The organism is Haladaptatus paucihalophilus DX253 (assembly GCF_000376445.1).
In the GTDB taxonomy this organism is placed as follows: Archaea; Halobacteriota; Halobacteria; order Halobacteriales; family Haladaptataceae; genus Haladaptatus; species Haladaptatus paucihalophilus.
The window spans coordinates 165791-181410 of sequence record NZ_AQXI01000003.1 but is presented as its reverse complement, the minus strand read 5'-3'; the positions used below and the strand labels follow the sequence as shown (position 1 = coordinate 181410).

Genomic DNA, 15620 nt, shown 5'->3' with positions numbered 1-15620 from the left:
TTATTCCCGGCGCATCGGTCGTTCCGTCCATGGCGAACACGAACGAGAAACGAATCCCGAAGGGATGGCCGGAACCGACGCCCGAACAAGTGCAGGTGATGGTGCTCGGCACCTATCACATGGATAACCCCGGACTGGACGAGGTGAACGTCGATGCCGACGACGTGCTTGCCGACCGCCGACAAGCCGAGTTGCGCGACTTGGTGACTCGAGTTTCGGAGTGGGAACCGGACGCGGTTGCCGTCGAGCGCCCCTACGACCGAAACGAGTCGATAAACGACCGCTATCGGGAGTATCGGTCGGGCGACCGCACCTACGACCGTGAAGAGACGTTTCCCGCGTCCCACTCGGAACGGAACGAACTGACGACCGAATGTCGGAGCGAAATCGTCCAGGTCGGCTTCCGACTCGCCGACCACCTCGACCACGACGGGGTCGCCGCGATAGACGAATATCCCGACGAACCCGATTCCGACCCGTTCGAAGACCGCGACATCGATTCGGGTCGGAAGACGGAAATAGAACTGCCCGAGCGCGACGCGGTACAGCGTGAGAGCGACGACCGACTTTCCTCCTCGACGATTCCCGAGTACCTCGACTGGATCAACCGGAAGGAGGAACGCCGGTTTAACCACGACTCCATGTTCGATGCGGGAATTCGTGCGGCGGACGGACCGTTCGGGAGTCCGGTCGCGCTCGCCTACTGGTACGAGCGGAACATTCGCATGGTTCACCACCTTTGGCGGGCGATGGATTCCGAAGACGACAGAATCCTGTTGCTCGTCGGGGCTGGCCACGTTCGCGTTCTCCGCCACCTCCTCACCGAAGCGCCGATGTTCTGCCCGGTCAGCCCGCTCCCGTATCTGCCCGCCAGCGGCTGACGTCGCGTCGAAGTCGCCTAGCTTTAACCCCTACAAACGTCTCGGTTGTGGCGTGTCTTTCAGGGTTCCCTCCCGGTCGGTTTCCGTCGCCATCCTCCTCGTCGTCGTGACGAGCGCGCTGGTCGCCGGGTGCACGTCGGTACAAGAGACTACGACGCCGCAGTCGGTCGAACCGACCTCGAATACGGGGTCCCGGAGCCAGACCAGCCAGTGGACGGTCACCATCACCCGCATCGTGGACGGCGACACCGTGGAGTTCCGCTACGCGAACGGAACGACGGATACGGGGCGACTCCTCGGCGTCGATACGCCCGAGGTGCACACCGAGAACGACCCGTCGGAGTTCGAAGGGGTACCGGACGACGCGAGCGGAGAGCGCTGTCTCCGCGACTGGGGGCACAAGGCGAGCGAGTTCGCCAGAGCGGAACTCGTGGACGAACGAGTGACCATCACGCTGGACGCGAACGAGGGACCGCGGGGGTACTACGGTCGATTGCTGATTTACATCCGCGAGTCGGACGGGACGCGGTTTAATTACCAACTGGTCAAACAGGGCTACGCGCGGGTGTACGACAGCGAGTTCACCAAGCGCGACCGGTTTTACGCCGCCGAGGCGAACGCACAGCAGCACGACGTCGGTCTCTGGGAGTGCACGAACGGAGGGAGGAGTGCGGACGGGAAAGGGAACACGGACGGAACGGTGACGACGGACGAATCGACGACCCGAGTGGCGACCGACGGCGGCACGAGCGGCCTTTCCGTCGCTCGAATCCACGCGGACGCGGACGGAAACGACCACGAGAACCTGAACGACGAGTACGTCGTCCTGAAGAACGCGGCCGACGAAACGCTCGACCTCTCCGGGTGGACGGTTTCGGACGACGGCGGGCACACGTACCGCGTGCCGTCGGGCGTGACGCTCGCAGGCGGGGAGACGCTCACGCTCTACACGGGGAGCGGGTCGGACTCGGCGTCGGAACTCCACTGGAACGCCGACGCCGCGGTCTGGAACAACGGCGGGGATACGGTCGTCGTGCGGGACGCGACCGGAACGGTCGTCCTCCGACGGAAGTACGAGGGCTGAATCGGGTCGTTGTTCCCCGACACGGGCGGAGTAACAACGATTATCGCCGTCCCGTTCCGCCCCGCGTTTCGATAATACGTCCTTGTGCGTCGTAGCGATACGACCTTGTGCGTCGTAGCGAGGAATTATCGGCGTGAAGGATGCTCCGGGCTTATTTCGTCTCCCGTGCTTCTCAATGGGGAGTCCATGACACGACCATTCGAACGCCACGGTTCACGGTCGGCGGGACGCGAACACCGCCGACGGTACACACGCCGCGACCTGCTCCGAACGACCGCGCTCGGCGGAACCGCCGCTCTCTCCGGGTTCGCGGGAATCGGCGTGGCGAGCGCGCAAGACGGTGGAAATGGGGAGACGGAGTTCACGGTGGAAATCCGCAACGTCTCCAGCAACGACACGCTCCAACCGCCCGACGGGGAACGTCAACCGGTCCCGCTCTCACCCGGCGTCTACGCCGTCTACCGCGGTGGCGACCCCATCTTCACCGCCGGGAAGCAGGGCGGCGCACGGGGACTCGAACAGCTCGCCGAGGACGGCGACCCGACCCGACTGGAGCGGTCCCTCGACGACCAACAGGGGGTCCAAAGCGACGTTTTCGACCGACCGGAGGGGAGTGACCAACCGGGGCCGCTCGAACCGGGGCAGACGTATCGGTTCGACTTCGACGCCCAACCGGGCGAGCGCCTGTCGTTCGCCACGATGTTCGTCCCGTCGAACGACCTCTTTTTCGCGCCGGGCGGCATCGGCATCCCGCTCTTCCGGAGCGGCAACCCCATCAGCGGCAACGTGACGTCGCAGGTGCTCCTCTGGGACGCGGGCACCGAACGGAACGAACAGCCCGGAACCGGGCCGAACCAAGCCCCGCGACAGTCCGCGCCGAACACGGGACCCGACGAGAACGCACCGGTACAGCCGATATCGAGGGTCGACGACGGATTTCGGTATCCGGCGGTCGCCGACGTGATTCGGGTCACGGTCGCATCGAGGAACGCGTGACGGCGTGGGGGCCGCGTGACGACACGCGTTCTTTGCGACGTCGTGCGGGTGACGTGAGCGGTCGGCCCGAAGGCCGACCGACGAACTTCCTCTTTCCGGAGCTTTACTTGTACGGGAACGGTGCGTTCGAACATGGAGTACAGAACTCTCGGCTCCACCGGCACGAAAGTTTCAGAACTGTGTTTCGGAACGTGGCGATTCGCCATGGAGTCGGACGGGACGGTCGAAACGGACCGCGAGACGGCCCACGACCTGCTCGATACGGCGTGGGAGAACGGCATCAACTTCATCGACACGGCGAACGTCTACGGAAGCCCGAACGGCACCAGCGAGGAGTGGATCGGCGACTGGCTCGCGGACCACGACCGCGAGGATTTCGTCATCGCCTCGAAGGTGTACTTCCCGTTCGACGGGTGGGGCGAACCCGGCCCGAACGACTCCGGTCTCTCGCGCAAGCACATCCGAGCGCAAATCGAGGGCACGCTCGACCGCCTCGGGACGGACTACCTCGACGTCTACTACATCCACCGCTGGGACGAGGAGACGCCCATCGAGGAGACGCTCTCCACGTTGACCGAACTCGTCGAGGAGGGGAAGGTGAACTACCTCGGCGCGAGTTCGATGGCCGCGTGGCAGTTGACCAAGGCGCTCTGGCAGAGCGACGTGAACGGCCTCGAACGCTTCGACGTGACACAGCCGATGTACCACGCGGCGGCGGGCGACGAAGTGCAGGACTACCTCGACGTCTGCGCGGACCAGGACCTCGCGGTCTGCCCGTACTCGCCGCTCGCTGGCGGGTTCCTGACCGGCAAGTACGAACGCGACGGCGACACGCCGGTCGGGTCGCGCGCGGACCTCGTGGACTACTTCGAGGACTACTACATGTCCGAGGAGGGCTGGGAGGTACTGGACGAGATTCGGGCCATCGCGGACGAACTCGACGCGACCCCGGCACAGGTCGCGCTCCGCTGGCTCATCCAACAGCGCGACTTCTCGTGTACGCCCATCGTCGGCGCGCGAACGGTCGAGCAACTGGAGGAGAACGTCGGCGCGGCCGACATCGAACTCTCGGCGGGACAGTACGACCGCATCGCCGACGCGAGCTAAGGGTATCTTCCCGGCCGGTCGTCAGTGACAGCGTGGGAAAACATCATTATTCTTCGTCCCGTCTCTTTCCCGAGGTGTGTCCGAGTGGGGGAACGGACCGGCACACCGAATGGGGGATCCAATGTCAGATACGTATGTCGGCGCTATCGACCAAGGGACGACCGGAACGCGGTTCATGCTGTTCGACCACGACGGTCGCGTCGTCGAAAGCGCCTACGAGAAGCACGAACAGAAATACCCGGAACCGGGATGGGTCGAACACGACCCGCTCGAAATCTGGGAGAACACGCAACACGTCGTCACGACCGCACTGGACGAGGCCGACGTCGCTGCCGACCAGTTGGAGGCCATCGGCATCACGAACCAGCGCGAGACGACCCTGCTGTGGGACGCCGATAGCGGCAGTCCGATACACGACGCCATCGTGTGGCAGGACCGCCGCACGACCGACCGGGTTGAGCAGTTGGAGTCGGAGGGCAAGGTCGAGGATATCCGGGCGAAGACGGGGTTGGAACCGGACGCGTACTTCTCGGCGACGAAAGCCGAATGGCTGCTCGACAACACCGACCCGATAAAACTCCAACGCGCCCGCCCGGCGGACATCCGGGAGCGCGCCGAGGAGGGCGAAATCCTGTTCGGAACCATCGACTCGTGGTTGATATACAACCTGACGGGCGAACACATCACGGACGTGACGAACGCGTCCCGAACGATGCTGTTCGACATCCACGAGATGGATTGGGACGACGAACTCTGTGAGGAGTTCGGCGTCCCGCGCGAGATGTTGCCCGAAGTCCGCCCGTCGAGCGACGACGAGACCTACGGCTCGACAGACCCCGACGGGTTCCTCGGCGCGGAAATCCCGGTCGCGGGCGCGTTCGGCGACCAGCAGGCGGCGCTGTTCGGCCAGACCTGTTTCGACGCCGGAGATGCGAAGAACACCTACGGAACGGGCAGTTTCTTCCTGCTCAACACCGGCGACGAGGCCGTCGAGAGCGAACACGGCCTCCTCACGACGGTCGGGTTCCAGCGCTCGGGCGAACCGGTGCAGTACGCGCTCGAAGGCTCCATCTTCGTCACCGGCGCGGCCATCGAGTGGCTCCCGGACGTCGGCTTCATCGACGACGCGGCGGCCACAGAGTCGATGGCTCGAAGCGTCGATTCGACGGACGGCGTGTACATGGTTCCGGCGTTCACGGGCCTCGGTGCGCCCCACTGGAACCAGCGCGCCCGCGGCACCCTCGTCGGGATGACCCGCGGAACGCGAAAGGAACACGTCGTTCGGGCGACGCTCGAAGCCATCGCCTACCAGACCCGCGACGTGGCCGAGGCGATGGAGGCCGACAGCGGCATCGACATCGAGTCGTTGAAAGTCGACGGCGGCGCGGTGAAGAACAACTTCCTCTGTCAGTTGCAGGCCGATATTCTAGGGGCGGACATCGTTCGCCCCGTGGTGGACGAGACGACGGCGCTCGGGTCTGCCTACGCCGCCGGACTCGCCGTCGGCTACTGGGACTCGACGGACGATCTCCGAACGAACTGGCAGGTGGACCGCGAGTTCGAGCCGAAGATGTCGGAAGCCGAGGCCGACGAGATGTACGACCGCTGGGAGGATGCCGTCGAGCGCTCCCTCGGTTGGGCGCGCGAGGGGGGTGCCTGAGATGACGAGCGACGCGGAAACCGAGGACGTCGAGGCCGTTTCCGGCGATAGTGAAATCCCCACCGACGGCGGAGAAGTCGCCACCGACGGCGGAGAGATGGAGGAATATTGGGGTGCGAAGTACGTCAACGAACTCGTCGGCACGTTCATCCTCATCCTCCTCGGCGACGGTGCGGTCGTCGTCTCGGTGTTGACGGGCGGATTCGACCTGTTCGGCGTGGCCGTCCTGTGGGGATTCGCCGTGATGTTCGCCGTCTACTGGGTCGGCGGCGTCTCGGAGGGTCACATCAACCCCGCGGTGACGATTGCGAACGCCGTTTGGCGCGACTTCCCGTGGAAGCACGTTCCGGGCTACATCGTCTCCCAAATCGTGGGGGCGTTTCTGGCGGCCGGAACCCTGCTCGTCACGTGGTCGGGCTACTACCAGCAGTTCAGTCAGGCGAACAACGTCGTCCGCGGCCAGCCCGGCAGTTCGATAACGGGGATGACCCTCTGGACGTTCTTCCCGAATCCGGCGTTCGCGGGCGTGAAGGTTGGCGACTTCAACACGCTGAAGGAAGCCGCCTTCCTCGTCTCGTTCCCGCAAGCGTTCTTCAGCGAGGTGGTCATCACGGCCATCCTCGTCGGCGTCATCTTCGCGCTGGTGGACGACGACAATCCGATGGGAACGCGGGCGTCGCCCGGCATCGCGGCGTTCCTCATCGGGCTGACCGTCGCAGCGCTCGTCCAGTACGAAGCGCCCATCAGCATGGCGGCGTTGAACCCCGCCCGCGACCTCGGTCCGCGGATTCTGGGCTATCTCGCCGGGTGGGGGAGCGTCGCCTTCCCCGGACCGCGCGGCGGCTGGTGGCTCCCGTCCGTCTCGACCATCGTCGGCGGCATCATCGGCGGCGGCCTCTACGACTTCCTGACGCGTCGGTACGTCATCAGGCTGGAAGCCGAGGATATAGAACCGGAGGAACCGGCGGTCCACGACGAGGAACAGGAACGCCCGGCGGGAGGGAGCTAGACGGCCGCCGTGACGACTTCGGACGACCCGGAGCGTTCGACGGGTGCCTACCTCAGACTGGTGTTCCTTGACCCGGTGAGTCTCGTGGGACTGGCGGTCCTCGCGTCCGGGCTGGCGCTCGTCGCCATCTCCGCGCCCGGAACGTCGGTTCACGAACCGCTGCTCGGCGGGTCGCTGATGCTGGTCGGCACCGTGTTGTTCGCGCTCGGCTACACCCGTGCACAGTGGGGGTTGCGGAAATGGCGTTGATGACAGAAATGACGGCGGCGATAGCATGAAGCGGGTTCCGCTCCAATTGTCGGCAATGAGCCGGATGGAACGTACCGTCACCATCGTCCCGGAGGCCGGACTGCACGCCCGACCAGCCGCGCGGTTCGTCACGACCGCGAACGAGTTCGACGCCGACTGTACCGTCTCTCTCGTGGACGGCGACCCGGTGGATGCCCGAAGCATGTTGTCGGTTACGACGCTCAACGCGCGGAAGGACGACGACGTTCACCTCGTCGCGGAGGGCGACGACGCCGAGGAGGCCCTCGACGCGCTGGCGGACGTTCTCACGACCCCGGAGGACGAAGAATCGTGACGACCGAACTTTCGGGAACAGGGGTGACGCCGCGCGCCGGCGTCGGCCGGGTCGTCTGGTATCGCGGGACGACCGACTTGGGCGACCCGCCCGACCCGACGACCGTCGACCCCGAGGAGGAACTCGCGGTGTTCGAATCGGCCCAGGAAGCCGCCCACGAGGAACTCGAACGGGAGCGGGAACGAACGCGCGACCGCCTCGGCGAGGACGAGGCCGAAATCTTCGACGCACACCGGGCGTTTCTGGACGACCCGGAGATAACCGGCGGCATCGAGGCCGCCATCGAGAACGGCCTCCCCGCGCCGCACGCGATTCGACGGGCGTTCGAGGACCCCATCGCCCGCTTCGAGAACTTGGAGGGGTCGATGGCGGAGCGGGCGGACGACCTCCGCGACGTGCGCGACCGACTGCTTCGACTCGTGACGGACGGCGACCGTACCGACCTCGGCGACCTTCCCAACGGCTCGATTCTCGTCGCCGAACGACTCACGCCGAGCGACACGGCACAGCTCGACCCCGACGTACTCGCCGGATTCGCAACCATCTTCGGCGGTCGAACGTCGCACGCCGCGATTTTCGCCCGGTCGCTCGGCATTCCCGCCGTGGTCGGCGTCGGCGATGAACTCGCCCAAGTCGGCGACGGGCGGGAACTGCTGGTTGACGGCGAGGACGGAACGGTCGTCATCGACCCCGACGACGACGCCCGGAGTCGGATTTCGGACGCGGAGGCGTCCGTCGTCGCAGAGCACGTCTCGACGGCGGACGGACGCGAAATCGAAGTCGCGGCGAACGTCGGGACGCTCGCGGAACTCGACGCGGCCGCGGAGCAGGGAGCCGACGGCATCGGTCTCTTTCGAACCGAGTTCCTGTTCCTCGACCGCGACGCTCCCCCGGACGAGCAAGAGCAGTACGAAGCCTACACCGCGGCGCTGACCGCGTTTCCCGGCGAGCGGGTCGTCGTCCGAACGCTCGACGTCGGCGGCGACAAACCCATCCCGTACCTCGACGCGCACGCCGAGGAGAACCCCTTCCTCGGCGTGCGCGGGATTCGACGCTCGCTCGCTTCCGATTCGAACCTGTTCGACACCCAGTTGCGCGCCCTGCTCCGGGCCGCCGGTGACGACGAGGACGCGGACGGCTCCCTCGCCGTGATGTTCCCCCTCGTCGCCACCGTCGAGGAACTGGACGCCGCGCTTTCCCGCGTCGAATCCGTCGCCGAGGAACTGGCCGCCGAGGGCATCGACTACGCGATTCCCGAACTCGGCGTGATGATAGAGACGCCGGGGTCCGTGTTCGCGGCCGAAGCCCTCGCAAAACGGGTGTCGTTCCTCAGCATCGGCACGAACGACCTCACGCAGTACGTGATGGCCGCATCGCGTGAGAACGACCGGACCGCGGATCTCCACGACCCGCTGTACCCCGCCGTCCTCCGCGCTATTCGCCGGACGGTGACGGCGGGCCACGACGGAGACGCGTGGGTCGGCATGTGCGGCGAGATGGCCGGCGACCCCGACCTGACGGAACTGCTCGTCGGCTTGGGACTGGACGAGTTGAGCATGAGCGCCATCACGGTTCCCGACGTGAAGGCGAACGTCCGCGAGGTCGATGCCGACGACGCGCGCGAGCACGCCGAACGAATCCTCGACGCCGAAACGCGGGCGGAAGTCCGTCGGCTGCTCTCGGCTGAGAGTTCGGCGTAAATAGATGCGTATCGCCTGACTGCGCCGCTCTCGAAACTGGTCGATTTCTCAACCTTTATTGTTCGTCCCGAATCACGAAGGCGTATGCAGCCCCGCAAACATCGACGGAGGGTTCGGCAGTTGCTCACCCTCATCGTCGTCCTCCTCGCGCTCTCCACGCTGACCGTTCGGACGTACGTCTCCCTCGAATACGGCTGGGACTCCGGACTCGCCTTCGACCTTATCGGCTACCTCGGCTGGGCGGCCGTCGGGGTCGGACTGCTCTCGGTCGTCACGAGTTTCGGCCGGGACGCCATCGAACGGGTGCAGGCCCGGTACGCCGCCGAGCCGTAATCGACCGAAACACGGTCGAGGGCGTCCCCGTCGGCGACTTACAGCTTCGAAATCTCCGCCGCTTCTTCCGCCGCTTCGAGTACGGATTCGACGGTCGCCTTCGGACTCGTGGCCGCGACCGCCGCGTTGACCGCGCCTTCGAGAATCGGTGCGTCGGCGATTTCGGCCTCCACGTCGGCCATCTCGATGGCGAGTTCCGTGTTCATCACCGCGCTTCCCAAATCGACGAGGACGACGACGCCCTTCTCGTCGGCGAGCGCGTCCAACGCCTCCTGAATCACCGGCGTGCTCGTTCCGAGGCCGCCGTCCGGGTCGCCCCCGACCGCCTCGATGGATACGTCGCCCGCCATCTCGGCCGCGACCTCTCGAATTCCTTCCGCGGCGCGTTCGCTGTGGGAGACGACGACGAGGCCGACCATTCAGACCCCCTCCGGTCCGCCGTCGCCGGGCGTCGGTTCCTCGTCCGGCACCGTCGGCGACGTCGCATCCGCTTCGAGACTCCCGTCGCCGAGGTACTCGACCGCCGTCTCCTGCAGTTCCTCGACGATGCACAGGGTGCTCGTCGCGCCGGGGTCCTGATGGCCGACCGACCGCCACCCCAAGTACGACGCTCGGCCCTTCTTCGCCCGGATGGGCGTCGTGAAGTTCACGCCGCGTTGGCACGCATCGACGGCCTTCGTCAGCGCCTCGACGGGTTCGAGGTCGTCTTCCTCGATGGACTTCTTGTAGGTGTGGACGGCGGGCGTCAGCGCGTCAACCATCGTCTTCGCGCCGACCGGCGCGTCGCCCCTGTCCTGCACTTTATCCAGGAACGCCTCGGCGAAGGCCACCGTCGATTCGGCCGTGATGCCGTCTCCTAACTCCGCGCTGGCGCTCATGAACGACCCGCCGTATAGCGGTCCGGCGGCCCCGCCGACCTCCGAGATGAGCGTCACGCCGACCGTTTTCACGAGTTCGGCGGCGTCGGCGTCGTCCATCCCGTCCGTCTTTTCGAGGACGGCCTGAAACCCGCGGTCCATGTTCGCGCCGTGGTCGGCGTCACCGATGGCCGAGTCGAGGTCGGTCAAGTACTCCTTTTCTTCTTCCATCCGCGCCGCGACGCGCTCGATTGCGGAACGCACCGCCTCCCGCTCCGTTGCTGTGTCAGCCATTGCTTGCTGGTAGCACGCGGCGAGATGGGGTAAAGCTTCGCTCGGGGACGGATGAGTGAGGGCGGTTTGCGACCCTCCCGACGAAAACGACCCGTTCTACGTCACCGTCAGCGCGGGCGTCTCCACCGGATGCGCCAGCAACTCCTTCAACTCGTCGTCCAGCACCAGCACCGTCACGGAACAGCCCTGCATGTCGAGCGAGGTCATGTAGTCGCCGACCCACGCGTCCCACGTCTCCAGTCCCCGGTCGTCCAACATCGACTGGAGCTTTCGGTTCACGATGTACAGTTCCGACAGCGGCGTCCCGCCCATCCCGTTGACGATGGTAGCGACTTCGGCACCCTCGTCGGGGTCGAGGTCGTCGAGGACGTTTTCGGTCAGTCGCTCCGTTATCTCGTCCGCGGACATCATCTCGACGCGTTCGACGCCCGGTTCGCCGTGAATCCCGATGCCGAGTTCGATTTCGTCCTCGCCGAGGTCGAACGTCGGTTCGCCCTTTTCCGGCGTGATACAGGAGGTCAGCGCGGTGCCCATCGTCGCCACGTTGTCGATGACCTTCTGGGCGACGCGTTGTACGTCGTCCAAATCGCCGCCCTCGTCGGCCATCGCGCCCGCGACCTTGTGGACGAAAATGGTACCACAGACGCCGCGCCGTCCGGAGGTGTACAGCGAATCCTCGACCGCCACGTCGTCGTTGACGACGACTTTGGCGACGTCAACGTCGGATTCCATCTCGGCTAGCTCCCCCGCCGTCTCGAAGTTCATCACGTCGCCCTCGTAGTTCTTGATGACCATGAGGACGCCCTCGCCGCCGTCACAGGCCTGTACCATCTCGCTCACCTCGTCGGCGGTCGGCGAGGTGAACACCTCGCCCGCCGCCGCGCCGTCCAACATCCCCGGCCCGAGATACCCCGCGTGCGTCGGTTCGTGGCCGCTCCCGCCGCCGCTCACGACCGCGACTTTCCCCTCGACCGGCGCGTCGCGTCGAACGAGCACGTTCGAGTCCTCGAGCCGCCGCACTTCGTCGGGATGTGCCGCGACCATCCCGTCCAGCATCTCGTCCACGACCGCCGACGGTTCGTTGATGAGTTTCTTCATGTGTCGTGTTACCATCTACTCCAGGGCGCATAAGGATTCCCTCGAATCGCGCGGCACGCGCGCCGGAACGGGTCTTGGTTCCAACTTCCGTCCCCACTACTCCTTCCGATAGAATCCGAGGCGCACCCAACGCTTATACTATGTTTGAACTTCGATAGGTAAACTAGAGGACACTCATGGCACGGTTCGACTCCGACGAGCGCGAAGTGCGGGTACGGCAGGAGCGTGAGCGTGCGCCCGTGCATTCGGCACGGGACGTTTCCGACCTCATCGTTTCGCTCGGTGCCGACGATGCGAAACGACGCGCGAGCGCCGCGTGGACCCTCGCGGAGGTCGCGGCCAACGACCCCGAACGCGTTCCCGTTCCCGACCTCACGCAGGCCATCACCGACGACGACCAGTGGGTACGACGCGGTGCGACGTGGGCGCTCGCGGAGGTCGCACAAGCGGACCCGAGAAGCGTCAAACCGACCATGGAGCACGTCTCCGATTTGGTCGAAGACGGTGACCCGCTGGTGCGCGAAAACGCCGTCGTCGCCGTTGCGGGCGTCGTCGAGGAGTATCCGCGGACCGCGGAACCGGTGTTCGATTCCCTGCTCGAACTCCGGGACGAGGGGAACGGGACTATCCGTCGGTACGCGACCGAGGCGCTACAGCACATCTCCAACGCGCTCTCGGGGGCGACGTTGGACGGCGACCCGGTCGTCATCAGCGTGGCCGACCCGGACGTGGCGGCGCTGTTCCCGCCCGGTGCCAACGTCGTCCAGTTCGGGACGGCCGACACGGAATCCGGGAAACTCCGCATCGACCCCGCCTCGGCGATCGACGAGGACCCGACGCCTCATCAGACGTCCCAGCGAACCGTCGGTTCCGGGTCCGGGCCGCCGTCCCCCGACGACATCGAATCGCCGCGTTCGCTCCCTGTCGAGTACGAGGACTTCGAGAAACTGCGGTCGGTCGGTCGCTCCCCGCTCGTCACCGCGCATCACGCGCGCGCCGCGACCCCCCGCGAGCAACACGCCATGACGACCCTGTTCACGCTGCGCTCGGACCGCAGGGAGGAACCGCTGGTCGAGTCGTTCTTCGACGCGATAGACCGCTGGGAGGCCATCGACGACCACGACCACGTGCTGACGGTCCGGGCACTCGGCGACGAACCGCCGTGGGTCGCGACGGAGTTCACGGGCGGCGGCACGCTCGCCGACCACTTCGACGCCGGACTGGACGCCTCGCTTTGGTTCGCTCACAGCATCGTCAGGACGGTTTCACACGCTCACGCGGTCGGCGTCGTTCACGGCGGCCTCTGTCCACCTTCGATTCGGTTCACGAGGACGTTCGGTTCGACGTGGCCCGTCCCGAAAGTCGGGGACTGGGGACTCGCCGACGTGATGACCGAGTTCGACCTGTCGCCCGTCCCGCCGACCTACGCGACACCGGAGCACCTCGACCCCGAGTCGTTCGGCGGTATCGACCACTCGACCGACGTGTACGGTCTCGGGGCGGTTTTGTACGCCCTTTTCACCGGCGATGCGCCCGTCGCGGGCGACCCCCATCTCGTCGTGAAACGGGTCACCGCGGACGACCCGCCGACGCCGACCGACGTGAATCCCGACCTTCCGACGGAACTGGACGGTCTCCTCGAACGCGCGCTGGCGAAACGGAAACCGAACCGCTACGAGACGGTCGACGACGTTCGAGTCGCGCTCGAACACGTCATCGACGCTACTTCTCCAGAACTGATGGGTCGAATATATTAAATAATCGCGCGCTCATATCGAGGCACGCAGATGGTCATCTCACTCGCCCAGGTCGGCGCTGACGCCAGCGGGAGCGTCGTGCGGTTCATCGGTTCGGGGCTTCTTTCCGTCTCGGCCGCTATCTTCGGTTTCTACGCGTTCCGAAATCTCCGGTTGAACCGCTTGGAATCTCAGCGACCGTTCTGGCGGTATCTGGTCTCCATCGGCGTCGCCGGGGTACTGTACGGCGCGCTCGGGATGGTCGGGGTGCTCTCTCCCGGTCGATGGCTCCTCGCGCTCGGTCACGCGGCGTTACTGTTCTGCACCGTCTTTCTCGCGTTTGCGATGCGCGAACTGTACTACAACAGCACGTTGGCCCCGCCGTCGGACGAACGACGGATTCCGCTCTCGCAACTGCGCCGAATCGAGGTCGGTTTCGTCGGTATCATCCTTCTCGAACTCGTCGTCGTCCTGCTCCTCGGTCACGGTTCGGTCGTCTCTCTCGTCAAAGGTCTCGGAAGCCTCTCGTTTGCGGTCTACGGCCTCGTCTTCGCCGAGCGGTTGGAGTCGCTCGCACGCGGAACGTCCATCGACACGCTCCGTCGTCACCTGCTTCCGGTTCTCGTCTGCTCCGGCCTGCTCGGACTCGCCGACCTCGGCGTCGTCGTGGGCGTCGAATCGCTGCTCGTCAGTAGCGTCGAGAGCGTCTTCGTCGTGATGATCGGCGCGTTCCTGCTCACCGCGACGATTCGGCTCCAACAAAACGTTCGGGGTCTTTCGACGCGGTAGTCCCCGTTTTCAATCGAGGTGCGCCATCTCGTCGTCCGTGAGGTCGATGTGCGACGCCGCGACGTTCTCGTGGAGGTGGTCCACGCTCGACGTGCCCGGAATCGGCAGCGTGACCGGCGAGTGATGGAGGAGCCACGCAAGCGCTATCTGTCGGTCCGAGGCGCCGTGGTCCGCCGCGATATCGTCGAGCACGTCGGCTTTGTCGCCGAGGTCGCCCGCCCCGAGCGGGAACCACGGGATGAAGCCGATGTCGTACTCCTCACAGGCTTCGAGCACGTCCTCGTGTTCGCGGTTGCCGACGTTGTACCGGTTCTGCACCGTGGCGATATCCACGATGTCGCGCGCTTCCTCCAACTGCTCGACGGAGACGTTGCTCAGGCCGACGTGTCGGACCTTCCCCTCGTCTTTCAGTTCCGCGAACGTGTTCACGGCGTCTTCGAAGGGGACGTCGGGGTCGGGTCGGTGGTACTGATAGAGGTCGATAGTGTCTACCTTGAGCCGGTCGAGGCTGCCGAGAATGGCGTTTCTGATGTATCCCGGTTCGCCGCACTTCGGCCACGAACCGTCGCGGTCGTCGCGCCAGAGGCCGCCCTTCGTTGCGACCACGAGGTCGGACGGGTAGGGGTGGAGCGCCTCTCCGATGAGCCGCTCGCTCACGGCCGGGCCGTAGGAGTCCGCGGTGTCGATGAAATTGGTCCCGGTCGAGACGACCTCGTGCAGGACGCGGCGCGCTTCCTCCTCGTCGTCGGGACGTCCGATGATGTCCTCGCCGGTGAGACGCATCGCGCCGTAGCCGAGTCGGTTGACCGTCAGTTCGCCGCCGATGTCGAACGTGTCGCTTTCGTTTTCGAGTGTCACGTCGCTAGCTGTGGATTCGAAGGAGGTAACGTCTTTTGGCGAACGATGCGGGGCCGTTGTTTCAGGGACGTGGCCCGTCCGCGAAAACGGTTCCATTCAGCGGCCGATGAGGGAATACCTATAAACCGCTTCCGCTCATGCCTGCTAGTATGTCACAGGAAGTCGCCGGATTCGACGACGATTCCGGTCTGCCGCCCGCCGTCGTAGAGGGGATTCAGACGTTCAAGGCGGGAGTCGTGAGTACCGCTGTCATGCTGTTCATCTTTCTCGTTTCGGAGGCGGAAACCGACTTCAATCTGGGCGTTCCGGCCGCGATAGCGAAGTTCGTCGGAATGGACGGCGAACCCTACCTCGGGTTCGCCGTCTTCGTCGTCGCCGGTGTCGTCGTTTGGCCCCTGCTGTTCGCGGCGATAGAGGACCGATTCAAAGCGATTCCGGGCGGCGACGACATCGGCGTTCGCGGCATCTTGTTCGCGCTCCTGCTGTGGGTGGCGTTCCTCGGCCTGGGGTCGGCGGGACTCCAACTGGAGGGCGCGTTTTTCTTCCTCTACATCGTCTTCAGCCTGCTCGCACACCTCGCCTACGGCTACTCGTTGGGGGTCTTCTACGGCAGATTCACGCGATAAGCAAAAGTC

The 15620-nt window shown here is 65.4% G+C and carries 17 protein-coding genes; 13 read left to right on the top strand and 4 right to left on the bottom strand.

The features are described from left to right. The first annotated feature begins 29 nt into the window (after positions 1-29). From B208_RS0119535 to B208_RS0119490, 10 genes are all read left to right on the top strand, one after another. Positions 30-881: a DUF5694 domain-containing protein gene (locus tag B208_RS0119535; protein ID WP_007980629.1), complete on the top strand. Its 852-nt coding sequence runs from the start codon at positions 30-32 to the stop codon at positions 879-881. Positions 882-933: 52 nt separating this feature from the next. Continuing rightward, positions 934-1965: a lamin tail domain-containing protein gene (locus tag B208_RS0119530; RefSeq protein ID WP_007980630.1), complete on the top strand. Its 1032-nt coding sequence runs from the start codon at positions 934-936 to the stop codon at positions 1963-1965. A 186-nt stretch (positions 1966-2151) separates the two neighbouring features. Next, on the top strand, positions 2152-2961 hold the full coding sequence (locus B208_RS0119525; protein ID WP_007980632.1) for a spondin domain-containing protein: 810 nt from the start codon (positions 2152-2154) through the stop codon (positions 2959-2961). A 132-nt stretch (positions 2962-3093) separates the two neighbouring features. Then, a complete protein-coding gene (locus B208_RS0119520) occupies positions 3094-4068 on the top strand; it encodes an aldo/keto reductase (RefSeq protein WP_007980634.1) in 975 nt (324 codons plus the stop codon). Positions 4069-4189: 121 nt separating this feature from the next. After that, positions 4190-5728, top strand: coding sequence for a glycerol kinase GlpK (gene glpK, locus B208_RS0119515; RefSeq protein ID WP_018129077.1), 1539 nt, complete (start codon positions 4190-4192; stop codon positions 5726-5728). Between the two features lies 1 nt (position 5729). After that, positions 5730-6737: an MIP/aquaporin family protein gene (locus tag B208_RS0119510; RefSeq protein ID WP_007980638.1), complete on the top strand. Its 1008-nt coding sequence runs from the start codon at positions 5730-5732 to the stop codon at positions 6735-6737. Between the two features lie 9 nt (positions 6738-6746). Further along, positions 6747-6986, top strand: a complete 240-nt coding sequence (locus B208_RS0119505; RefSeq protein WP_007980639.1) for a hypothetical protein — start codon at positions 6747-6749, stop codon at positions 6984-6986. 64 nt (positions 6987-7050) lie between these two features. Then, positions 7051-7320, top strand: a complete 270-nt coding sequence (locus B208_RS0119500) for an HPr family phosphocarrier protein (protein WP_007980641.1) — start codon at positions 7051-7053, stop codon at positions 7318-7320. After that, positions 7317-9020, top strand: coding sequence for a phosphoenolpyruvate--protein phosphotransferase (ptsP, locus tag B208_RS0119495; protein WP_007980642.1), 1704 nt, complete (start codon positions 7317-7319; stop codon positions 9018-9020). The genes B208_RS0119500 and ptsP overlap by 4 nt, the downstream gene beginning before the upstream one ends. Positions 9021-9104: 84 nt before the next feature. Further along, the gene (locus B208_RS0119490; RefSeq protein WP_232423882.1) at positions 9105-9353 is read left to right on the top strand and encodes a hypothetical protein; all 249 of its coding nucleotides are present in this window, start codon (positions 9105-9107) and stop codon (positions 9351-9353) included. A 38-nt stretch (positions 9354-9391) separates the two neighbouring features. On the opposite strand, the gene dhaM is transcribed toward B208_RS0119490, so the two are convergent. The 3 genes from dhaM to dhaK all read right to left on the bottom strand — a co-directional run bounded on the left by dhaM (position 9392) and on the right by dhaK (position 11602). Then, positions 9392-9772 carry a dihydroxyacetone kinase phosphoryl donor subunit DhaM gene (gene dhaM / locus B208_RS0119485; RefSeq protein WP_007980644.1) on the bottom strand — a complete coding sequence of 127 codons (381 nt, stop codon included), beginning with the start codon at positions 9770-9772 and terminating at the stop codon, positions 9392-9394. After that, a complete protein-coding gene (gene dhaL, locus B208_RS0119480) occupies positions 9773-10504 on the bottom strand; it encodes a dihydroxyacetone kinase subunit DhaL (RefSeq protein ID WP_026177963.1) in 732 nt (243 codons plus the stop codon). Positions 10505-10600: 96 nt separating this feature from the next. Continuing rightward, positions 10601-11602: a dihydroxyacetone kinase subunit DhaK gene (dhaK, locus tag B208_RS0119475; protein WP_007980646.1), complete on the bottom strand. Its 1002-nt coding sequence runs from the start codon at positions 11600-11602 to the stop codon at positions 10601-10603. 176 nt (positions 11603-11778) lie between these two features. Between dhaK and B208_RS0119470 the strand changes: the two genes are divergently transcribed. Both B208_RS0119470 and B208_RS0119465 read left to right on the top strand, forming a co-directional pair. Continuing rightward, positions 11779-13359 (top strand): protein kinase domain-containing protein, encoded by a 1581-nt coding sequence (locus tag B208_RS0119470; RefSeq protein ID WP_007980647.1) that lies wholly within the window; start codon positions 11779-11781, stop codon positions 13357-13359. Between the two features lie 30 nt (positions 13360-13389). Beyond that, positions 13390-14127: a hypothetical protein gene (locus B208_RS0119465; RefSeq protein ID WP_007980648.1), complete on the top strand. Its 738-nt coding sequence runs from the start codon at positions 13390-13392 to the stop codon at positions 14125-14127. 9 nt (positions 14128-14136) lie between these two features. Here the strand turns inward: B208_RS0119465 and B208_RS0119460 are convergent, their stop codons facing one another. Then, entirely contained in the window at positions 14137-14985 is an 849-nt protein-coding gene (locus B208_RS0119460) for an aldo/keto reductase (RefSeq protein WP_007980649.1), read from the bottom strand. Between the two features lie 149 nt (positions 14986-15134). Here B208_RS0119460 and B208_RS0119455 point away from each other — a divergent pair, with 149 nt between their 5' ends. Then, positions 15135-15611, top strand: a complete 477-nt coding sequence (locus B208_RS0119455) for a DUF6789 family protein (protein ID WP_007980650.1) — start codon at positions 15135-15137, stop codon at positions 15609-15611. Positions 15612-15620: the final 9 nt, after the last annotated feature.